Here is a 22582-nt window from a genome sequence, read left to right on the forward strand (position 1 = left end):
GAATCGGGGAAAGGCGCCTATTCTGTCAGAAGCGCGCCGCGCTGTCAGGCACAGATTGATCCTGAGGCACGCTTTTGTCACTTCAGATTGCCCGCGTTAACCCGTATGATGCCCGGCAATGAATTTAGTGGAATGTTTATGATCTGGCTAATCCTTGCAACTCTGGTGGTGGTTTTTGTCGTGGGTTTCCGCCTGCTGACGGCTGGCTCACGCCATGCGGCCCAGGCCCTGAGTAAGCGGCTGCAACTGCCGCCAGTCCATGTGGAATCAATGCTCTCGCTGATGGGGAAAGAGGCGGCGAAGGAGTTTACCGACTACATCACCGGCGACAATGAAAACCATTTGCAGAATGCGGCGGCGGTGCTGCTGATTTGGCAGGTGTGCATTGTGGATGGCGGGGAAGCGAACATGCGGCGCTGGCATCAGATCCTCAGTCGGGCGCATTTCTCCCCAATGATTACCCCCCAGCAACTGCTGCTGGCGATGGGTTTTCTGCGTGAACTGGAGCCGGACCGGGAAGAGATGAATATGATGCGCGAACGGTTCAATGGCGCGTTTTTGCCGGGCATTGAGCTGGAAGGCGAAGCGGGCGAGGAGAGTAATCTGGTGTCGCTGAGCGATTATCGTAAGCGTCATTAAGCGGGATTGGTTAGATCATCAGCACTCTGCACTTGGCGGGTGCAAAAACGTTGACGCGACTGCGTGCCAACGTATAATTCGACGCAACCGCATATGCGCCCTTAGCTCAGCTGGATAGAGCACCGGCCTTCTAAGCCGTAGGTCACAGGTTCGAATCCTGTAGGGCGTGCCATCTCCTCTTCTTCTCAACTCTTTTTTCATCTGTGAATTCCCTCTAACTCCTTGCCAATGCTGCATTCCTGGTCTTTTGATTTCTATTCGGTTCCGCTAAAAACTTTACTTCCTTGGGGACACTGGCCTGTTCAATGGAGTGAAATGCCCCCAAATGAAGCTCAACGTCCGTCAAATCGAGACTGCCAAGCCGAAAGACAAAGCCTGGAAACTGGCTGACGGCGGTGGTCTGTACCTCGAAATCTTCCCCACTGGTGGTAAAAGCTGGCGGCTGAAATACCGCTTTGCAGGAAAAGAAAAGCGCGTGGTGTTTGGCCTCTATCCTGCGGTTACGCTGGCGCAGGCGCGCGGAAAGCGCGAAGACGCGAAAAGGATACTCGCAGCCGGTGGTGATCCCGGCGCGGCCAAGCAGGAAGCGAAGCAGGCCAAAATCCTCGCGGTTAACAACAACTTTGAAGCGATGGCGCGGGAATGGCATGGGACAAAGCGGGCTAACTGGTCGCAAGGCTATGCTGACGACATTCTGGAATACCTGCGCAAAGATATTTTTCCTCATATCGGCAAAATGCCGGTCACTGAAATCACACCGATGCTGATGCTGGCGGTGCTGCGGAAAATGGAACAACGCGGCGTGCTGGATAAGCTGAAGAAAACCCGCCAGGCGTGTAGTCAGATTTATGTCTACGCCATTGTTACTGGCAGGGCGGAGTACAACCCCGTTTCTGAACTGGCGGGTGCACTGAAATCCCCGAAGCAGAAGCATTTTCCTCATCTGTTGAATAACGAGATAGGCGCGTTTCTGCGCGCGTTGTGTGGCTATAGCGGCAGTAAGATGACTCAGTACGCCACGCGGTTGCTGATGCTGACAGGGACGCGAACTATTGAGTTACGCGCTGCGGAGTGGCGTGAGTTCGATTTAAGTAAAGGACTCTGGGAGATCCCCGAAGGGCGCATGAAGATGCGGCGTAAGCATTCGGTGCCGCTGTCGCGCCAGGCTGTTGAGTTGCTGGAAGAGATCCAGCAGCTCACCGGGCGCGGGAAGTATGTGTTTCCGGGCAGGAGCAATGCCGGTAAGCCGATGAGTGAAGCCACGATTAATCAGGTGATCAAACGGGTTGGCTATGATGGCCGGGCAACCGGACATGGGTTCCGGCATACCATGAGCACGGTTTTGCATGAGCAGGGGTATAACTCTGCGTGGATTGAAGTGCAGCTTGCACATGTGGACAAGAATTCGATTCGCGGGACGTACAACCATGCGCAGTACCTGGATGGGCGGCGGGAGATGTTGCAGTGGTATGCGGATTATTTGGATGGGTTGCGGGATGGGGGTAATCAAAAGGGATAGGGGTAAGTCGGTATGTGCTATAAGCAGGTATCACTAACAACAACTTATGAGATATCTCGCATAATATAGTAATTCATTTTTGGAGGCTTCGTGCATGCTGGCACTGCTACATTAGATGCTATGCCTGACACCGTTATACTGAGCACTAAATTATTGCTGCCCTGAAAACCGTTGCCTCAGGCGGAGTTGGGAATAAATATAGTAAAATCAACATCATTAATTCCGCGTAGAGGGTGACAGATGTGATGGAGCAACTCTATATACTCAGAAGCTGAGAATTGATACCGGCAAAAAACTTTGCTGCGATGTGGAGTTTATTAAATCCAGCAAATCTGTGTAGAATGCAGAATATGAAATAATAATTGAGTTAACACATTATTAATTATAATTTTTTCACCTCGGTGCGCTAGTTCTCAGAGCTGAAGGCACCTTTTCTACACACAAGTATTCTGATGGAGGTTGCATTGATCGTTCCTCTTCAAAAACAAACTGAGGCTGGAAAGCTGTACACACGCTTACCTGAAACCGAAACTAGGTTAGTGGAATTAAGCACTCTTCCAGATAAGGATTTGATCGAACTGTGCAAGCAGAGCAAGACACATCCGCAATATGTGCCCAGTGAATGTCTTCTTTACTTCGTCCGACGCAGCGCACCGACCAATCAAACTCTTTTTGACCCGCTCTTCAGGATTCTCTCAGAACGAATTTTCAGGAAACTTCCTCGAACCGTCAATCCAGGCGGAAACTCAGTGTCAATGCTGAACAGCGACGTTCAGGAGAGTGTTCTTGACCGTTTCGTTGAGATGCTTATGCTTGATAAAGTAGGGTATGAAGAGCGGTTGGACATTTTTGAATTGCGTTTTGACATGGCTTTTTTAAGTTTAAAAAAAGATGCCTTTCAGAAGTCTTATCGGTCAGAGAAAAGAAATACTGAGCTGGAATACAATGATTCAGAGGACATCACTTCAGAGGTTGAAGCAGTTTCTGAAGGTTATAATCCTTTTGAGGAAACAGATCTCAATAATTTTCATTACTGTCGCAAGCTTGATGCGACGATTGAGACTTTACCCGATCTACAAAAGCGAATCATTGAGATGATCCGATTAGATTTTCCGATAGACTCCATCGACCCAAATGAGATGACGATTTCCAAGGCTCTTAACAAGTCTGAAAAGACCATCCATAATCAGAAAAATAAGGCGTTTGCACGTCTGCTTAAACTGCTTGAAGGGGGAATATGATGACTGGACTTTCACCTCAGGCATCCCTGGAAGAGGTACTTGAGTCATTTTCCATAGAGCATGATGTGGGAAAAGCGACTCTGCAAAAGTATCTTGCAGCCTTCCCCGAATATGCCAATGATCTCATTGACCTGTCTCGTGAGATAGCCAGAATATCAATCGAAGATGAGGCGCCACTCTCTGAGTCCGAGCGCCGCATAATCAATTCTGCTGTCACTCGCATCCAGAATTCACCGGGCAAAACAGCGGTGGATCCATTTGCTAACCTCTCAGCTCAAGAAATGCGGTCTCTCTCTAAATCACTGGATATACCTCGACAGGTAGTAATGGCATTCAAAGAGCGAAACGTAGTCGCCAAATCTGTTCCCCAAGGTTTTCTGGCCAGGTTAGCTGAACAACTTCAGGTCAGTGTGCAACAGCTATTTACCTCACTCGAGCAGCCCCACATGGAGGTTGTAGGGAGTTATAAGTCCGATTCTAAACCGGGTGATGCAGAGAAGATTACTTTCGAACTACTGCTTCGGGATGCCGATATGTCTGAGGAAGAAATCAGGAACTTAATGGAAGAGGATAGATAACGTGCAAGCAGTGGAACTGGCTCGCAAGGTCGCTGCTGCTCTACATGAACAGGCCGTTGATTCTGGACATAATCCATGGACTCCCTATGAGTTTGCTGTTGCGGAAGCAAAAAGACGAGGGCTTGATGTAGAGAGAACAAGAAAAGGATCGCCTAACCTGAGGGGCGCACGGGCTCGTTTTATCCCAGAGGAGAAGTTTATTCTCCACGAAAAATGCGCAACTCCTTTTGAGCAAGCATTCCTCGTAGCTCATGAAATTGGTCACGCTGAACTTGGCGATGATGTCGAAGAGGATGAGCAGGGCTATACGACAGATCCCACAAGGACGTCGGAGACCTCCCCGCTGGGAGTTGAGCGAGTCGTAGATTACAGTCGCAGACAGCGAAGAGAGGTCCAGATGGATCTTTTTGCGCGCGAGTTTTTGCTACCTAGACATTTTGTTAGAACGCTTTATCTGGAGGGCCAAAGTGCTTCAAGTATTGCCGAAAAGCTTGGAGCGCCATTTGACGTTGTTGCTCAACAACTTTTTGATGCACTACTGTTGCCCCCAACTTTGCCTGAAAATCAAGAGTCAGCAATTGAATTTCCTTTAAACGATGAGCAGGCTAAAGCCGCAGCCCATCGTGGTGTTGCTTTTTTGCTTGAAGCCGGACCTGGCACGGGAAAAACACAGACATTGGTAGGCCGTGTAAAAGGATTGCTTAATGAAGGGGTTGATCCCCGGAAAATTCTCTTGCTGACTTTTTCAAATAAAGCGGCAGGAGAAATGGCTGAAAGAATTGCGCGTGTCGATAGCGGTGCTGCAGCTGCAATGTGGATCGGTACCTTCCACTCATTCGGCCTCGATTTGGTTCGCCGGTTTCACGATAAGTTGAATCTGCCACAATCCCCCCGGATGTTGGATCGTACAGAAGCAGTAGAATTGCTGGAGCATGAGTTCCCAAAATTAGGACTGGTTCATTACCGCAATCTTTATGATCCAAGCCGGATTATTGCGGATTTTCTCGCCGGCATTTCACGTGCTAAAGACGAGGTAGTCGATGCAAGCACCTACCTGAAACTGGCGCAGGCCATGCGCGATAGCGCTGTTGAGAATGATGCTATTACCGATGCAGAGAAAGCGATTGAAGTCGCCAAGGTGTACGCAGCTTATGAGAATCTTAAGCAACAGTCTGAATGTATAGACTTTGGGGATTTGGTTTCATTACCTGTAAAGCTACTTGAAGAAAATGAAGCTATTCGCTCCCATATCCAGTCTACCTATGAACACGTTTTGGTGGACGAATACCAGGATGTCAACCACAGCAGCGTGCGACTGCTGAAAGCTATATGTGGCAATGGTAATAATTTGTGGGCAGTTGGGGATGCTAAGCAGTCAATCTATCGTTTTAGAGGTGCCTCTTCATTTAACATGACGCGCTTTGGAAATGAAGATTTTCCAGGTGGGGTGCGATATCGGTTAAAAATGAACTACCGATCTGTACCTGAAATAGTTTCAACATTTTCGAGATTTGCGGTGGGTATGGCTGTAGGGGATGCTGATAGCTGGCTACGCCCCAATCGGGGCAGTAATGCCTGCAAACCCGAGCTTCGCTTTGTGGGACAAGGCGTTCAACAGTCACCAGCTCTTGCGGACGCTATACAGGAAATGCGAGGTGCCGGTTACCCATATCGTGATCAGGCCGTTCTCTGTACAGGCAACGAAAAACTCTCAGAAATTGGGCAACAACTTGAGCGTTTAGGCATCCCTGTTCTTTTCTTGGGCAGTGTTTTCGAGCGTCCAGAGATAAAGGATTGGCTGTCACTGCTTTCCCTTTTAGTGGATCGCCGCGCAATGGGCCTGGTGAGGATGGCTTGCCTGCCAGAATTTACGATGTCGCTGGAAGATGTCGGAAATATTCTTGCATGCCTGCGTGAAGAAGATGACTGGGGGGATTGGAGAGATAAAGTAAATCAGTTCCAAATCTCTGCAAATGGCCGTACTGCCTTAAAGCGGCTGATTAAAACACTGGACGGTTTTAAAGGCGATACTTCACCCTGGACTGTGCTGGCCACTGTACTTTTAGACAGGACTCGTATTGTAGCTCGCCTGGCAACTTCCTCAGGTTGTAGTGACCGCTCCCAATGTATTGCAACCTGGCAGTTACTTAATTTCTTGCGAGTCCAGCCCTCAACTGGCGAAGGGTTATTTATCACTCGCACATTAGATCGCATCCGCCGTTTAGTCCGACTCGGGGACGATCGTGACCTCAGGCAACTCCCGGTAGTAGCACAAAGCATTGACGCGGTTCGCCTCATGACTATACATGGCTCAAAAGGGCTTGAATTTCCTGTGGTCCATGTCCCGGGGATGAATGCAGATACCCTTCCTGGTTATACGCAAAAGCAAGCCTGCCCACCACCCGATGGGATGATAGCTGGAAGTAAGGCTAATGCCAGGGAGCAGTTTAGTCTGGAGCACAAGGCGGAAAGAGAATGCTTATTCTATGTTGCATTGTCGAGAGCCAGGGACCAGTTATTCCTCTATGCTGCACTACGAAACGCTGCAGGTAGTACTCGAAGGAAATCTGAGTATCTGGATCGTATTGAGCCCAATCTGATTCAAAGAAACATAGAGCCTCATCATCCGGTCATTGAGCCTCCTGAATCTTTACCAATAGACTGGGTTGCGGATGGAGAATTCAAACTTAGTGGCGATCAGGTCTCCCTCTATGAATCTTGTCCTCGACGATTTTTCTATACTCACGTCCTTCAAATCGGGGGGCGACGATCACCAACCCCATTCTCAAAAATGCACGATGCTGTCCGAAAAGTGTTCAGGGATATGATCGAGGCAGAGTCTACGATAATTACGAATATAGAAGGCAGCGTTGAGCAAGCTCTCAAAGTTGAAGGTCTGGCTGAGCACGGATATGCCCCTGAGTTTAAGTCTCTGGCACTTGACATGGTTAGATATTTTAATTCAATTCGCGAAGGTCATGCCCCTGAAACACCCAGTGTACTCACGATGAAGTTTGGGGATATTCCTATCACTGTACAACCTGACGATGTGTTGATTTACTCAGATGGGCGACGTACTTTTCGCCGGGTTAGAACCGGACATAAAAGAGATAAAGAAGAATCGGACCTTGGCGCAGCCGCTTTTATACTGGCAGCACGGAGAGCCTTTCCTGACGCGATAGTGGAGTTAGTTCATCTTTCTGATAAGACTGTAACGCCGATTGATCTGAGCACTAAGGTGCTACATAACCGGCAGGAAAAGCTTCATGTTGCCTTAGACTCTATAAGCCGGGGTGTATTTCCCGCCGAATCATCATCCCGGGTCTGTCCCTCCTGCCCGGCATTTTTCGTCTGCGGATTGACCCCTCCAGGCGCGCTTCAAAAAAAATTCTAAAATAATTTACCGCTTTGGTAGAGCTGCATCGATTGAGTATTAGAGCCAGACATCATCTGGCCAAACTCAAGGATATGCAAAACATGAACAGCCAAAATATTAACAATATCGACGATGTCGGAGAAGCGATTCGCGAAGGCCGCGAGCTGCGTCCGGCAAATGCCTACCGCATCCTGTTTGCGCAGGAAAACCTGGATTTTCACGCAATTGTAGTCAATGACCCAGTTCCACTGGGTCGACAAATTCTGATTGCTGCGGGTCTGCGTGCAAATGATGACTATAGCCTCTTCGCCATTCTTCAGACGGGAGACTTTGAAGATCTGCGCCTTGATGAACCTTTCGATTTACGCGGTCATGGCGCTGAACGTTTCGTGGCCTTCCAGACCGATCGTGATTTCAAACTTACTGTAAACGACAGCCAAGTATCATGGGGTAAACCTGCAATTTCGGGGGCAGCACTTTATGAACTGGCAAAACCAGGCGACGGCGATGCCGTATTTATGGTTATCCGTGGTGGTGATGATCGCCAGATTGAACCGAATGAGGCGGTGGATCTTACGACTCCGGGAATTGAACACTTTGTAACGGCGCCAAAGCGTAAACCAAAGATTGATATCGTCGTTAATGGACGTGAAGTTCAGGTCAGCGATAGTCATCAAACTTTCGAGCAATTTGTGGCTATCGCATATCCAGGTGAAGCCCCAACTGCTGAGATCGTATATTCAATTACATATCGTGGAGCGAGCTCAAAACCACACAGTGGTGAGTTAGCTGCAGGTGCCTTTATCGAAGTGAAAAATGGGAGCGTAATCAATGTCGGCCGCACCATTCAATCTTAATAGCGATCTGAAGCGCTTGCGCGAAGAAGGTTACCACGTACACATTGTGGGTGGTTTCCTGGTCATGCGTGACGTGCCTTATGTTAACGCGCAACGGGAAGTTAAAACCGGCACGCTTATATCGAGCCTTTGCATGTCTGGCGACGTTACTCAAAAACCAGAACCACATACAATTCACTTTGATGGAGAATTTCCATGCACTTCCCAGGGGGGACGCATTCAGGCTATTTTTCATCAGAGTGAAGCAGTAAATCTTGGGCATGGACTGTCTGCTCAGCACTTATTCTCCAGTAAGCCAGGGCCTGAAGGTTATAGTGACTACCATCAGAAGATGTCCACCTATGCGACGATCATTTCTGGCCACGCCGCAACCCTCAAACCTGGCGTTAGTCCACGTGTTTTTAAAACCCCTGATGAGGAGGAAGGGGGCGTATTTAACTATCTTGAAACTGCATCTGACCGGGTCGGGATCGGGGCATTAACTGCACGACTTGAAGGTCAGCACATTGCCATCATTGGAGTCGGTGGCACAGGTTCCTACATACTGGACCAAATAGCTAAAACGCCGGTTAGTGAGATACGTCTCATCGATGGTGATGATTTTCTTCAGCACAACGCTTTTCGCGCACCTGGCGCCCCGTCCATTAACACTCTCAGGGAAGTGCCGAAGAAAGTAGATTACTTGGCGGGAATTTACGGTCAGATGCACCGGCATATCGTTACGCATGCAGTACAGATAAGCCTGGATAATCTTAATCTCTTGGATGGAATCACCTTTGCCTTCCTTTGCATGGACGCAGGTGAGCCAAAACGTTTAGCGATGCAAAAGCTGGAAGATATGGGTGTGTCATTCGTAGACGTGGGAATGGGGCTGGAGTTGGTGGATGGATCGCTTGGTGGCATCCTGAGGGTGACGACCAGCACTCCAGAGAAGCGTGAACATATTCGCACCCGTGTGTCTTTCAAGGAGAGTGGCGCAGAAAATGTTTACGCTTCAAATATTCAAGTCGCCGAGTTAAATATGTTGAATGCAGCACTTGCCGTAATCAAATGGAAGAAACTCCTCGGCTTTTATCGTGATCTTGAAAATGAGCACCATTGTTCCTATACGACTGACGGGAATATGTTGCTTAACGGTGACTCGATATGATGCGTCATAGCCAGCTTACCCCCTGCTTCGTAAAGGGGGTTCCGCGCCAACTTGAACCTGGCATGTTGTACGTTTCAATGGAGTACGGCACCGTGGTCCACTGTTGCTGTTGCGGCTGTGGCCTTGAAGTAGTCACACCGCTGACTCCAACGGACTGGAAGCTAACATTTGACGGCGAGACAATATCACTTTGGCCATCGGTCGGTAACTGGAACCTGCCCTGTAGATCGCACTATGTGATTCAAGGTAACCGGGTGATAGAAGCTGGTCCCTGGGACAAAGCTAAGATTGATGCGGAGAAGCGTCGCGACAAAGCGGCTAAGGCGCGCTATTACTCACAAACTGAATCGAATGCAGCTGCTGATGAGTTGAAACAGAAACCTATCAATGTGCCCGCTGGAACAATGGCCAATAAGGAGACCATTTGGGCCAAGTTACGTCGGTGGTTGGGTTAGGGTTTTAAAAGTCTTTCACGTTGCTAGAGCTGTATACTGGGAACGGATCGTTTATCGCCCTCTTTATGCTGTAATAACCGCGAAACTTGACCGTATGTATCCGCGACCACGAAAGCTAAACATTCTAAACAACTAAAAAAGTTGGGGCGGTAATACGCCCCCCAATAAATAGAGTGATAAATAATTGATATAAAAAAATCACTTTTTTCTTCTCTTATGTTAAGTGCGGTATAACTTACTACTCTAAGGTCTAGCCTATTTAACGTGATGCAGGTGACAATCTCCCTGTTGAATAACACAGGCCAATGTTAGTAATAACTACATCATCTGTGAGAACGATTTCGGACTTCCGTTTTTCGCTCATAGCTACTAGTTAGATTTGTACCGTAATTTGATTTTAAAAAATGCCAGATTATGTGGCGGTTAGTTCTCATATTCCCCCACTTCACCCCCACTTTGCAGGCGTCCCACCTTTCCCCCACGTCATTTTTTGATGTTGCTATAACATATTGTTTATTAATGATTTTAATCTTTACCCCACTTAGCGTATATATACAGATGGGGAGTGGGGGAATTCAGCTCAAAAAGTGGTGACTGATACTTCTTCCCCCACATGTGCCCCATTTAATCCCCCACTTTAAGACCCTGACAAAGTGGCCTGACATGTTCACCATCGCAAATTACCAGGCCGTCTCTTACCAGTTTTTCCAGCCAGCGGTTAAATTTCTTGGAAACATCGAACCCCATTTTTCTCATATCATCACGAAGCAAAGCACGAGTGCATGGTTCACCGTTGGCAGCGCGCAAACGAATGGCTTTCCATAGCGCCAGATGGTTTTCAGTCAAACGTGAAATTCCGGCCAATTCAGCATTGCATTCATCATCCGACTCATTGACCGGTCTTCCTTCGTCCTTCAGGACCAAAGAACTGACCTGGTCGCCATCGTTATCGACATAGAGGTCTACCGGAAAAAGGTCGTAAGCCTGGCGTGGTGGCTCCTCTGCATCTTTCATCTTGGTGCAACTGAGGATCAGCGCACCACCTTCACCTTCCCGACACACATTAAATTCAACATCCAGCGCTGCACGGAACGCACTGGAACCGCGCGCGCCTCTGTCCTGATCTTTACCTGAATGATGAATAATCAGCACGGTGGCCTGCGTTGCTGCCTTGATGTATTCACAGCCCTGGATAAACGCGCCCATATCTTTCGCCGCGTTTTCATCGGAACCGCCAAAGCAGCGGGCGAGGGTATCGAGGATAATCAACCTTACCGGCATGCCGGTTGCAGCTTTAACGTCATTGGCCGCTTTGATCACCTGCTGAACACTTTCCGGGCTGGCCGGGAAGATGGGGCAATCGACACGGTACAGCGAATCGATTGGACTTCCGCCGTTCAGAGTTTCTTCCCATGCCCGGATACGGCGGGGAACACCGATACCGCCTTCACCAACCACGTATTAACACGCAGCAGGGCAGGCGCATGCAGATGCCTGACGGCATAGCAAGGCGCAGCCAGCAGAGTTTAATACGCGGCATAAAGTGATATGCAAATAGCAGGATGTAAGGAGCAATCCCGATGGAGTATATGAATACAGCTTTGCGTGAGACCTACGGCTTAGAAGGCCGTTGCTCACGAGTAGTAGTGAATCATCAGAGCCAGAATCACACGGGTGTGATTCTGGCTGACGGTCAAAACGCTCATTATAAGCCGTTTGACGTGGTGTAATGGATCTTAGATCCAGACCTTAATCACAATTGAGATTCCAATTCTCAAAGGTTAAAAAGGGGTTCCGCCACAAGGGCATCCTCTTTCAGGATACAAGGATATTTAACCACCTGAAGGCGTTTCTCTCAGGTCATACGAAACATTGACTAGCACTCACCCGAAGGCGCTTCTCTCAGAGTGCAGAAGCATTGGATGGCTGTCGTAGACAGCGGGTGTTCGTGGCCGAATCTACGACAACTCCCGATAGGTTTCAAGGGAGATTAAGTGAGAGAAGTTGTGAGAGATTAGATATAGCCTGTTTAAGCTAGATAGTTAGAAAACAAAATTATGCATACCAAAAAAATTTTTTATTTTCTTCATTTTAAAATATCTTTTATTGTTTTTAATGCTCAGTTTCTTGTTTTTAAGTGGTTATAACTATGGAGCTTTTTAACTACGTGGAGTAAGTGCTATTTATTTTTTTTTTGAAATCCTTATTACAAGGGGGTGTAAGTTGTATTCCTAACTTATGGTCATCTCGTAAACTCCAGTCTTAATATATTGATTAACATCTTTGCGACTCTGCTATATGATTTGCGGCAGGACTGTAAGGTTGAAGGCCAATAGGAAATATTATGATCGAGAAAAGTAAAAAAATCGATTCTGCTAAAGCGATAGCTGCTGCGAAACGTTCCACTGAGTTCTGGACCACTATTGATGGTAATAAGCTTGCCATAGTTGGTCAAAACGAAAAAGATATGGATTTAGTTGGGCCGGAAAAGAAGCGAGAACTTGCTCGATTCGCATGATCAAATTAGCGTTGATAAATTTTCATGTTGTTTTTTATTAACTAAATATCGCATGTTTTATTCACCATTCCTCAATCATTTAACAAACTATGTCATTTATGATGAACAAACGTATCTAACATAATGCAGGTTGGCAGATCAAGGAGGGGGCTTTAGCCTGAAAAATTATCAGTTCAAATCTGAGCTATCTCTTGTATCAAGTCACATTGATATCCTCAGTAGCCGACGGGACACGCTGAGGTTCATGTTTTTTGTACAAATAGCAGTTGCCACCAAAAAGCCGGAGGCACTTCAGAGTGTACAAAAATAATGATTTACTTATAAATCAATTTGTTAATTTTTATCATTCAATTCCGATCAAGATCAATAAGGTAATAATTTTGCCATCAAGATGTTTTTCATCTAGCGAAAAAAAGACAAACATAGCACTTGGTGCTACACTAGAAACCGACAGGATGTCTACATAATGCGTGTGTTCAAAACAAAATGGTTTACCAAGGCAGCTAAATCGCATGCCATCAGAGATAGCGAGCTATGTCAGGCCATAATGGATGTTGTTGAAGGTAAAGGCGATAACCTAGGTGGTGGAGTATACAAAAAGCGCTTGAACCACAATCGTGACCGCTCAATCATTTTGGCGAAAGGCGGGACACGCTGGATATACGCTTTTCTGTTTGCCAAGCAGGACATGGCAAACATTGATTCTCAGGAACTATCTGGGTTTCGTGAACTGGCAAAGCATTACGCTGCTCTCTCAGATCAGAACATTGCAGCACTCATGAAGATTAAAGAACTGGTGGAGATTTGCCATGACTGCAAAAACTAAATTCAAAAGCCCTGCATTTGAAGCTATCCATAGTGCAGCTGCCGGTATGTTTAAAGCTGGTGTGATCCCACAGGAAACCATGCGTAGCTTTGATGCAACCTGCATCGAAGATGTGGAAGAACTACAACCATCTGAAATAAAAAGATTACGTGAAAAGCTCAACGTGAGTCAGCCGGTTTTCGCTCGTTATCTGAATACTAGCGTTTCGACTATTCAGAAATGGGAAACAGGGATGAAGCGCCCAAGCGGGATGTCTTTGAAGCTGCTCTCTGTTGTGCAAAAGCATGGGCTGGAAGTGTTAATTTAAGCAGGCAATTACGGCAATATCATCACCGGGGGTATGCTCATTACTTCTGGCGAGTGATAATTTTATAGGTATACATTTTTAGAATACGGCTCAGACATTAAGGGACAGCCTAGGGCATAGCCTAACTTTCAACCAATGACGGAACTGCTTATGCGATACGAACACAACATACTCTCCGATAAGGAGAAGATTGATTTCAAAGCGATCCATGATGGCAAAGTTGAGATGATGAAAATTTTTATGGTCGCTAAAGTTGAAGTAGTTTATAAACCTCTTAGATCCCAGAATATGAAATAGCTAAGGCGACGGGGAAGCGTCCCTCATCGGAATAGGGTGCTATATCCATGATAAAGCGGGTTTGTTTTATTTCATCTCGCATTTAATGACTTTGAAGGAATATTTATCATTGTCTTTAGTCGCAACCAGTACATTGTCATCACCTAAAAAGGAAACCTTACCTACCTTAATGTTGATACATGGACTTTTATCAAACATTTCGAGCGTGTAAATCATACCTTGAGATTTGCTATTGATATAAGATATATAATCGTTACCAGTGAGTCGCGCAAGTTGAAAAATAAATGCACAATAGGTTATTACCGATATAATTTGTATTATCAAAGTGGTTTTATGCAAAAATCTCTGTTGGTTCGGCTCATATCCAGGCATTAAAAATTTCTTAAGTTTATCATCATACACAAACAACCACCCCCAAATAGGTGCTGATACAAAAATAACCGTGAACAGTAGGATCATACCGAGAGGGACGATCAAAGGAATCATCGCTGCCGAAATGAATATTAAGGAGTGAGGGAAGTTTGTGGGTGAAACAGAAGTTATATCATTGATCACCATACCCGAAAGGCATAGGGAAAAATTCAAGCAAAGCGTGCCTCCTAATATCAAAGCCCATTTTCCTAATGTTGTTTGATATACTTTTTTGTATATGCTAATCAGGCCATGGAAAACTGAAAAACTCCAGTATATCAAAGTTAGGATGAAGAAGCCCTTCCGGAAACTGTCTAATCCTAGAAAATCAATAAGAAAAAATATGGCAACTGCAATGATAAGGTTTCTTATTATTTTTTGAGGAGTGTCAAGTTTAGAGTTAAAAGCTGTAACCTTATTAATAGTGTTTTTATATATCATTTGTCACTCATTTTAGTTCTGACTTATGTTACATTCATATTGTCAAGGAATACTTTTGCGTTTTATTTCTTTTTCATGAGTTATCTTTAGCATTTAGCCGAGGTAAGATAATATTTTATAGCATGATGTGTAAGCTAATCAAATTGATTTTATACATTTATCCGTTTTTTATTCCCCGCATTACCTAACGAAACTTATCAGGTAATAACACAATCATTTTCTAAATGTATTAATAATGAATTTATCAGAGTAATGATGTTGTTAGAGTCGTTGCTCACGCTCTGATACTCGCTTGGTCCCTGGTTATCCATATGGATGCAATCTTCAGCCTGCCAATGCCATTATTCCCTCTGGTTTCACGACAAGACAGCAAAGTCTACTTATGGCACTTTGCAGGCTTACATTTCATATCACGCACTGCGTGCAATAGGCGTGGAGAGGATATTCACTCTTCTCTTCTAAATAGTCGCGAGTTGCCCGATTGTGACTAAGCCACGAGTCCCGCACAAGTCATTTGATGGAGGAGGGATGGAACACGGCTGAACTCGTCAGGCCGCTGGGGCGTGGCGTTAATTTCCAGATAGAAGTGGACGATATTGAGCAGATACTTGCCCGTGTGTATGCGCATGGAATAACGCTTTATCGAGATCTGCGTGATAATCACTACAGTACCGGAGAAACGACAGCATGCCAGAGAGAGTTTCTCGTGCAGGATCCTGATGGTTACCTCCTACGTTTCAGTCAGTACATTTAGCGAGGTTACAGGTGCAATCCCTGCGTAGTTCTGTATTTCTTCGGCATTGTTAAACCGGTTACGGCTATCCCCCAAAGACTATATGCCAGTTCAGGTAACTCCTTGGTGACCGTGCTTTTATCGGTGTTTTTTGTACGAAAACCTCTGTCACCACAAAAATTGGGGGCATCCGCGGGGGCATGATCAAAATTGAACTCAGAATTTACCCCCAATAAATCATCAAACTACGCCTTATTTTTCAATCCTGTAGGGGCCGAAACACTCCTCCCAGCCCCATCCTCCAACCTCACCATATCCCACACCCCAACCAGCGTAATCAGGGCGATCACCCCAAACCCCACCTTAAACCCCACTCCCGGCACGGCCGCGTAACCAAACTCATCCCCCAGCACCGTCCCCAACCGAATACACAACGCCCCCAGCGTCACCCCCAGCCCACTCGCCAGTTGCAGCGAGGTACTAAACAACGTATTCGCCGAACTCATCTCCTGGGCTGGCACCTCGGCAAACGCCAGCGAACTGATCCCGGTAAACTGCATCGACCGGCTCAAACCGCCCAGAAACAGCAGCACCAGCGTAATCACATGCGGCGATGTCGGCGTCAGAAACGCGCATAGCAATAGCGTCAACACGCATACCACACCGTTACCAATCAGCAGCTTACGAAAGCCAAAATAGCGGATCAGCGGCGTAGTAGCGGGTTTCATCGCCAGGTTACCGGCAAAGACCGCCAGCACCAGCGAACCGGCTTGAAAAGCGTTCATACCGAAGCCGACCTGGAACATCAGCGGCAGCATAAAAGGGGCGGAGCTGATGGTGGCGCGCAGCAGAAAACCGCCGCGCATGGTGATGCGAAAAGAGGGCACCGCAAGCGATGTCAGGCTAATCAGCGGTGTTTTGCTGCGACTCAGATGGCGAATGCTCCACACCAGCGCTGCCAGTCCCAACGCAATCGTCACTGCTGCACCGGTCAGGCTGGCACTTTGCTGACTCAACATCTCCAGGCCTGCCACCAGGCACAGCATGGTGATACCGGTTGCGATAAAACCGGTGACATCAAAGGGGCGATGCTGATGAGCCGAGTCATTCGGCATCATGCGCAGCGCCAGTATGATGGCGATAATGCCCAGCGGCACGTTGAGGAAAAAGATCCAGTGCCAACTGGCGTAGGTGGTGATAAATCCGCCCAGCGGTGGCCCGATGATCGGGGCGACCAGCGCGGGCCACGTCAGGGTGGCGATGGCTTTGATCAGCTGATCTTTGGGCGTGGTGCGCAGCACAACCAGGCGTCCAACAGGTACCATCATGGCACCTCCAATCCCCTGTACGATACGCATCAGCACGAATTCGGTGACGTTGTGCGTCAGGCCGCAGAACAGTGATGAAAGGGTGAAAATGGTTAACGCGAGGCTGAAGACATTGCGCGCACCAAAGCGTTCCGCTACCCAGCCATTGGCCGGGATGAGCACGGCCAGTGTCAGCAGGTAGGCACTGATCCCGATGTTCAAATCGATAGCGGATACGCCAAAGGCTTTGGCCATATCCGGCAGCGCAGTGGCGATCACTGTGCCATCCAGGAATTCCATAAAAAAAGCGCAGGCAACCAGTAACGCCACGCCGGAAATGCGGCCCGAACCCGAACGGGAAACGTTTTCCCCGGGTGTATCAGATAAAGCCATGCGGTGCCCTTAGCATAACAACGCCCAATCAGTTGGGAGAGGTGTGATAGGTTTGTAAAGTTGTTATACCAAAAAAATAAAACACGAATGAATACCCGTATCATATTTGTTAGCTAAATATTGATATTCGACAACAATTCCCTTCACGCAATTTCCCTCACAACCAGTTCAGCAAGCGCCCCTTGAGATGTTAATATCGCAGCATTAACACCCCCGGAAGAGGTCAGAATGAGTCAGGTCGCCACCGCGAAGCAGCGTGAAGTGCAGCGTATTGTTGATGCGCTCTCTCTCGCCATCGCGCAGCATCGTCTAAAGCCTGGCAGACGCCTGGTCGAGGCGCAGATTGTCGAGGCGCTGCAAGCCAACCGCAACCATGTGCAGGCGGCGCTGCAACGTCTGGCGTTGCAGCATATCGTGACGATCGAACCCAATATCGGGGCGATGGTGGCCCATCCCGAAGCGCAGGAAGCGCGTGAGATTTTTATCGCGCGGCGGGCGATTGAGAGTGCGATTGTGGCGTCTATTACGCCTGTGCAGATGGCACAGTTTGCCGCTGAGATTGAGTCGCAGCAAAAGGCGGAACATGCCGCCACCGGGCAGCAGGACCGTCGCGATATCGTGCGGGAATTGAGTGCCTTTCACCTGTTGCTGGCAAAAGTCAGCGGCAACAAAGTATTGAGTGAAATTCTGTCAAACCTGATGGTGCGCAGCTCGTTGATTGTCGCGTTATATCAGCGCAATGATGTGCCATCATGCCAGTGCGCCGAGCATGGGGCCATCCTCACCGCGCTCAAGGCGGGCAACACCGAAGCAGCACAGCAAATTATGCTGGCACATCTGGATGAACTGGAAGCGGAGCTGGATTTAACCGAAGTGGTGTCCGAGGAGCTGTCGCTGAGCCAGGCATTGTTGTAAACGGGATTAGTGCGGTCAGTCGCCCTCATCCCGACCTTCTCCCGCAAGCGGGAGAAGGAGAGGCGGCGCATACCCGTTAAGGTCTATTGAGTACGGCCTGTGGGCGGCTGAAGGTTTGCCGTCCGCGTTTAAACCCCGCCAGCGGCGGGGTAATCTGCGCCACAATCTGCTCGGCGCGTGCCACATCAAATATCACCATATCGGCCAGGCAGCCTGGCGTCAGACCGTAATCGTTCAGGCGTAATAACTTCGCCGACTGGCTGGAGATCCAGCTCAGGCAACGCCACAAATCCCCCTGAGTTCCCAGTTGACGCACGTTGGCAAACAGGTTGGCCTGACGCACCAGTGAGGCGTCGCCAAACGGGGTGAACGGATTGGCGATATTGTTGGTGGAGAGGGAACACACCACACCACAGCGATCCAGCTCATCCAGCGGCGCAACGCCGCGCGGTTGCAGGGCGAAGCGATCGCGGGCGGTGAGAAACAGGTCGGTAGCGGGCAGGGCGGTGACCTGCACCCCGGCAGCGGCCAGTTGCTGACCTAATACCCGCAGCGGCTCGATATCGAGAATCGATAATTTGGTGACGTGTCCGACGGTTACGCGACCGCCCCAGTTAGCGCGTTGTGTCTCTGCAATCACGCAATCAATCAGCCGATTTTCCGGTGACAGATCGAAATCCAGGTGGAAATCGAGATCGACATCATAGCGTTGCGCTAAGGCAAACAGCCGCTGGATCTGCCCGATCGGATCGCTGTCGGTATACGGACAGCCGCCCAGCAGGTCCGCGCCTGATGCCAGCGCTTCGCACAGTAACGTCTCGGTGCCCGGATTATTCAGCATCCCTTCCTGTGGAAATACACAAAGTTGCAGGTCGAGCGCCCAGGCGTAATCCGCCTGTAAACGGCGGATGGCGCGAAAACCGGTCAGGCCAATCACCGGATCGATCTCAATATGGGTACGCATGCGCGTAGTGCCCTGGACAATCGCTTGCTCCAGCACGCGGGCACCACGTTGATAGACATCCTCTTCACTGAAATCGGCTTTGGCACGCGCGGTTTCACGTATCGCTTCCGCCAGCGTCCCTTCCTGCTGGCGGCAACGATCGATGATGCAGGCTTTATCGAGGTGGATATGGGTTTCCAGCAGGCCGGGCAGCACCAGCGCCCCGGCCAGATCCAAGGTTTCTGCTGGTTCGTCATGCGCAGCCACAAAATGTTCGCCAGCGATATACAGCGTTTGCAGCGCTTCTGCGCCCGGCAACCGGGCATTGATGATAGTCAGTCGTTTCATGCGTTGCCTGCTCCCAACCACGCTTCCGCCAGATCGGCTTGCGCCAGCAGATCCTGCGCACGTCCGGCTTTTACCACTTCACCCGATTCCAGCACCAGCGCCCGGTCGGCAATGGTCAGGGCGAGGTTCGCCATCTGATCCACCAGCAGCAAGGTGACGCCTTCGTTACGTAACCCCGCCAGCGCGTCATACAGCTCGCCAATCATTGCTGGCGACAGACCAAGGCTGGGTTCATCCAGTAGCAGAATCGAGGGGCGTGACATCAGCCCACGGCCAATCGCCACCATCTGTTGTTCGCCACCCGAGAGCAGCCCCGCCTGGCTGTGCAGACGATCGCGCAGGCGTGGGAAGCGCCGCAGGATCGCCTCGACTTCCGCCTGTGGATCGAGGCGTTCGCTACAGGCATATTGGCCGATCAACAGGTTATCCAGCACGGTCATCTGCGGGAACAACTGGCGGCCTTCCGGCACCAGCGCCAGACCGCGTGCGGCGATTTGCGCGGCGTTGAGTTCTTTGATCGAATGATCGTGCAGATAAATAGCGCCACTGCGCGCCGGATGCAGCCCCGCCAGCGTTTGCAGAATAGTGGATTTTCCGGCCCCGTTGGCCCCGAGAATCGCCACGGTTTCGCCCGGATTGACGGTGAAGCTGACATTGCGCACCACCGGCGCAGCGCCATAATCGAGCGTCAGTTTATCCACCACCAGCCCCGGCTCACCGCTGCTGCGCAACGGCATCACGCGCGGTTTGCCGCGATATTCGGTACCGCCGAGATAGGCGGCAATCACCGCCGGATTACGTTGCACCTCTGCCGGGCTACCCTGCGCCAGCGGCTTACCGGCATCCAGTACTTGCAGGCGATCGCTGACTGCCATCACCAGCGCCATATCGTGTTCAACCACGATCACCGCCAGACCAAATTTCGCCAGGCGGCGCAACAGCGGGATCAGCGCATCCGTCTCTTCCCGACTCAATCCGGCAGCCGGTTCATCCAGCAGCAGCAGGGCGGGATCGAGCGCCAGTGCGCGCGCAATCTCCACCAGCCGACGATCCACATGCGGCAGATCTTCCGCCGGGATGTGCACCGATCCGCGATACCCCACCAGCGCCAGCAGTGCCATGGCGACTGCCCGTTGTTGCTGTGCGGGATGACGCCACGGCAGCCCCTGGCGGCCACGCTGCTGCGCTACCAGCAGGTTTTCCAGCACGCTCATGCCGCTGAACAGTTGGGTGGTTTGATAGGTCCGGGCGATGCCGGCTCGTGCGACGCGCCAGGCGGGCTGGCCGCGCAGTTCTTGTTGCAGACGAATGCTGCCGCTGTCGGCACGATAAAAGCCGCTGATCATATTCAGTACCGTGGTTTTACCGGCACCGTTCGGCCCCATCAGGCCAAGGATCTCGCCAGCACGGACTTTGAAACTGACATCTTTAGCCGCCTGCACGCCGCCAAAGCGGATGCCGATCCCCTCGACATGCAGTACATCATTACCCGCAAGCTGAAAGTGGCGTTGTAGCAGGGCTTCGTCGGGTATCGCGGGAGCGAATTGCGCAGCGGGTTTTGCCAGCCAGCGCGCCAGCGTACCGAGCAGGCCACGCGGTGCCAGCCACAGCACGCTAAGCAGCAGCATGGCAAAAATCAGCAGACGATATTCCGCGAACGAGGAGAGCAGTTCCGGCAGCACCACAATCAACAACGCGCCCAAGAGTGGCCCGAAGAGAGTGCCGCTGCCGCCGACCACTACGGCCAGCACAAACAGGATCGACTGCGCGAACGGGAAAGAATCCGGGTTGATAAACATCATCAGCGGCGCAACGAAGCTGCCAGCGGCGCTGGCGAGCATGGCGGAGAGCGCGAACGCCAGCGTTTTGCTGACCACCGGGTTGAAACCCAGCGAACGGGCGGCAATCTCACTGGCCTTGACGGCACGCATCGCCAGTCCCCACTGGCTGCCTTGTAACCGCGCAAACAGTGCCAGCGCGGCCAGCATCAGTACGGCGCAGCACAGGGCGAGTCCGATATTGGCATCAAGCGGGCCAAAGTCGGGCATCGGGATGCCCATCAACCCATTCGATCCGCCCGTCACATCACGCCATTCAATCAACACATGGCGCACCACCAGCGCAAAGGCGATGGTAATCATGGCCAGAAACGGGCCGCTGACGCGCAGCGCCGGGATTGCCAGCAAACCGCCGATCACCCCGCACACGACCATTGCCAGCAACATGGCGACACCCAGCGGCACGCCATTCATGGTTAACGCCGCCGAAATATAGGCACCGAGCGCGTAGAAGGCGATGTGGCCGAAGGAGATTTGTCCGCTCAGTCCCAGCAGGATATTCAGTCCGACCACCGTGGTGACGGCGAGGGCAAACAGGGAAAACACCAGCAGCGCGTAGCTGCCCAGCACGAAAGGCAGCAGCAGGCTGATCAGCGCCAGCGCGGCAAGAGGGAGGGTTTTGATCATACTTTGACCCTTAATTTTTGCCCAAACAATCCGTTCGGGCGCAGCGCCAGTGCCAGAATCACCAGCGAGAAGGTGAAGATTTGCGTGAAGGCCGAGCCAAACCACAGCGTGACCAGTGCTTCGCTGAGACCAAACAGTAACCCGGCAACCCAGATACCGCTGCTGCTGGCCAGGCCGCCGAGGATCGCCACTGCGAAGGCTTTCAGACCAAACAAGGTGCCCATATCGCTTTGAATGCTGAACAGTGGAGCGATCAGCAGGCCAGCCAGCGCGGCAAACACGGTAGAGAGGGCGAACGCCACCGCCACCACGGTATTCACCCGAATGCCCATTAACTGTGCGGCACGCGGGTTCTGGACCGTGGCTTCCAGCACTTTGCCGATGCGGCTGTAACGGCGGATCAAGGTCAGCGCCACCACCATCACCACGCCAGTGAGGGGGATCAGCAGGTTGATCAGCGACCATGAGCTGCCAAACAGCGTAAAGGTGACGTCGGTTACCGGGAACTGGCGTGGCTCTTTGCCAAAGGTAAACATCGCCAGGTTATCGACGAGGATCCCGCCTGCCACCGTCGCCATCAGCCAGGCCTCCGAATTGCGCGCCACGAACGGCCGCACCAGCAGCCGCTCAATCACCACGCCATACAGCGCACAGCACAGCAGGGTGGCGGGCAAGGCCAGCCACAATGGCCAACCGAAGGTCACGTACAGACTGTAACCGAGGGTTGCGCCCACCATCATGGCACTGCCCTGCGCGAAGTTCAGGGTACGGGACACAATCCAGGTAATATGAAAGCCGAGTGCCAGCAGGGCGTACATGCTGCCGAGGCTAAGTCCGGTGGACAGAGCGGTACTCCACATCAT

17 protein-coding genes, 1 tRNA gene and 2 pseudogenes are annotated in these 22582 nt (G+C 50.4%); 14 read left to right on the top strand and 6 right to left on the bottom strand.

Annotated features, from left to right (window positions below):
• Nucleotides 1-138: 138 nt before the first annotated feature.
• From PAT9B_RS05140 to PAT9B_RS31075, 9 genes are all read left to right on the top strand, one after another.
• Nucleotides 139-639, top strand: a complete 501-nt coding sequence (locus PAT9B_RS05140) for a DUF1198 family protein (RefSeq protein ID WP_013508200.1) — start codon at nucleotides 139-141, stop codon at nucleotides 637-639.
• 95 nt (nucleotides 640-734) lie between these two features.
• Nucleotides 735-811 (top strand) — tRNA-Arg (locus PAT9B_RS05145).
• A gap of 153 nt (nucleotides 812-964) precedes the next feature.
• On the top strand, nucleotides 965-2158 hold the full coding sequence (locus tag PAT9B_RS05150) for a tyrosine-type recombinase/integrase (protein WP_013508201.1): 1194 nt from the start codon (nucleotides 965-967) through the stop codon (nucleotides 2156-2158).
• Between the two features lie 464 nt (nucleotides 2159-2622).
• Nucleotides 2623-3399, top strand: a complete 777-nt coding sequence (locus PAT9B_RS05155) for a sigma-70 family RNA polymerase sigma factor (protein WP_223300459.1) — start codon at nucleotides 2623-2625, stop codon at nucleotides 3397-3399.
• Entirely contained in the window at nucleotides 3396-3977 is a 582-nt protein-coding gene (locus tag PAT9B_RS05160; protein WP_013508203.1) for a hypothetical protein, read from the top strand. The genes PAT9B_RS05155 and PAT9B_RS05160 overlap by 4 nt, the downstream gene beginning before the upstream one ends.
• A 1-nt stretch (nucleotide 3978) precedes the next feature.
• Nucleotides 3979-7371 carry a UvrD-helicase domain-containing protein gene (locus PAT9B_RS05165; protein ID WP_013508204.1) on the top strand — a complete coding sequence of 1131 codons (3393 nt, stop codon included), beginning with the start codon at nucleotides 3979-3981 and terminating at the stop codon, nucleotides 7369-7371.
• Between the two features lie 83 nt (nucleotides 7372-7454).
• Nucleotides 7455-8210: a multiubiquitin domain-containing protein gene (locus tag PAT9B_RS05170; protein WP_013508205.1), complete on the top strand. Its 756-nt coding sequence runs from the start codon at nucleotides 7455-7457 to the stop codon at nucleotides 8208-8210.
• On the top strand, nucleotides 8185-9360 hold the full coding sequence (locus PAT9B_RS05175) for a ThiF family adenylyltransferase (RefSeq protein ID WP_013508206.1): 1176 nt from the start codon (nucleotides 8185-8187) through the stop codon (nucleotides 9358-9360). The genes PAT9B_RS05170 and PAT9B_RS05175 overlap by 26 nt, the downstream gene beginning before the upstream one ends.
• A 77-nt stretch (nucleotides 9361-9437) precedes the next feature.
• Nucleotides 9438-9815: a DUF6527 family protein gene (locus PAT9B_RS31075; RefSeq protein WP_369700781.1), complete on the top strand. Its 378-nt coding sequence runs from the start codon at nucleotides 9438-9440 to the stop codon at nucleotides 9813-9815.
• A 624-nt stretch (nucleotides 9816-10439) separates the two neighbouring features.
• On the opposite strand, the pseudogene PAT9B_RS05185 reads toward PAT9B_RS31075, so the two are convergent.
• A pseudogene (locus tag PAT9B_RS05185) lies at nucleotides 10440-11276 on the bottom strand (AAA family ATPase); the annotation flags it as partial.
• 883 nt (nucleotides 11277-12159) lie between these two features.
• On the opposite strand from PAT9B_RS05185, the gene PAT9B_RS30890 reads away from it, so the two are divergent.
• The 3 genes from PAT9B_RS30890 to PAT9B_RS05195 all read left to right on the top strand — a co-directional run bounded on the left by PAT9B_RS30890 (nucleotide 12160) and on the right by PAT9B_RS05195 (nucleotide 13466).
• Entirely contained in the window at nucleotides 12160-12333 is a 174-nt protein-coding gene (locus tag PAT9B_RS30890; RefSeq protein ID WP_013508209.1) for a hypothetical protein, read from the top strand.
• A 466-nt stretch (nucleotides 12334-12799) separates the two neighbouring features.
• The gene (locus PAT9B_RS05190) at nucleotides 12800-13159 is read left to right on the top strand and encodes a type II toxin-antitoxin system RelE/ParE family toxin (RefSeq protein ID WP_013508210.1); all 360 of its coding nucleotides are present in this window, start codon (nucleotides 12800-12802) and stop codon (nucleotides 13157-13159) included.
• The gene (locus PAT9B_RS05195; RefSeq protein ID WP_013508211.1) at nucleotides 13143-13466 is read left to right on the top strand and encodes a DNA-binding transcriptional regulator; all 324 of its coding nucleotides are present in this window, start codon (nucleotides 13143-13145) and stop codon (nucleotides 13464-13466) included. Before PAT9B_RS05190 ends, PAT9B_RS05195 begins: the two co-directional genes overlap by 17 nt.
• Before the next feature lie 363 nt (nucleotides 13467-13829).
• On the opposite strand, the gene PAT9B_RS31080 is transcribed toward PAT9B_RS05195, so the two are convergent.
• Entirely contained in the window at nucleotides 13830-14615 is a 786-nt protein-coding gene (locus PAT9B_RS31080; protein WP_013508213.1) for a hypothetical protein, read from the bottom strand.
• A gap of 523 nt (nucleotides 14616-15138) precedes the next feature.
• On the opposite strand from PAT9B_RS31080, the pseudogene PAT9B_RS31085 reads away from it, so the two are divergent.
• Nucleotides 15139-15369, top strand: a pseudogene (locus PAT9B_RS31085) (VOC family protein); the annotation flags it as partial.
• Nucleotides 15370-15593: 224 nt separating this feature from the next.
• On the opposite strand, the gene PAT9B_RS05210 reads toward PAT9B_RS31085, so the two are convergent.
• Entirely contained in the window at nucleotides 15594-17048 is a 1455-nt protein-coding gene (locus tag PAT9B_RS05210) for an MFS transporter (RefSeq protein ID WP_013508214.1), read from the bottom strand.
• Between the two features lie 228 nt (nucleotides 17049-17276).
• Between PAT9B_RS05210 and PAT9B_RS05215 the strand changes: the two genes are divergently transcribed.
• Nucleotides 17277-17963 carry a GntR family transcriptional regulator gene (locus PAT9B_RS05215; RefSeq protein WP_013508215.1) on the top strand — a complete coding sequence of 229 codons (687 nt, stop codon included), beginning with the start codon at nucleotides 17277-17279 and terminating at the stop codon, nucleotides 17961-17963.
• A 76-nt stretch (nucleotides 17964-18039) separates the two neighbouring features.
• Here PAT9B_RS05215 and PAT9B_RS05220 read toward each other — a convergent pair whose 3' ends face one another.
• The 3 genes from PAT9B_RS05220 to PAT9B_RS05230 are packed head-to-tail and all read right to left on the bottom strand — an operon-like array spanning nucleotide 18040 to nucleotide 22582.
• A complete protein-coding gene (locus tag PAT9B_RS05220; RefSeq protein ID WP_013508216.1) occupies nucleotides 18040-19254 on the bottom strand; it encodes an amidohydrolase family protein in 1215 nt (404 codons plus the stop codon).
• A complete protein-coding gene (locus PAT9B_RS05225; RefSeq protein WP_013508217.1) occupies nucleotides 19251-21719 on the bottom strand; it encodes an ATP-binding cassette domain-containing protein in 2469 nt (822 codons plus the stop codon). The genes PAT9B_RS05220 and PAT9B_RS05225 overlap by 4 nt, the downstream gene beginning before the upstream one ends.
• Entirely contained in the window at nucleotides 21716-22582 is an 867-nt protein-coding gene (locus tag PAT9B_RS05230; protein WP_223300460.1) for a branched-chain amino acid ABC transporter permease, read from the bottom strand. The genes PAT9B_RS05225 and PAT9B_RS05230 overlap by 4 nt, the downstream gene beginning before the upstream one ends.

The organism is Pantoea sp. At-9b (assembly GCF_000175935.2).
Classification (GTDB): domain Bacteria; phylum Pseudomonadota; class Gammaproteobacteria; order Enterobacterales; family Enterobacteriaceae; genus Pantoea.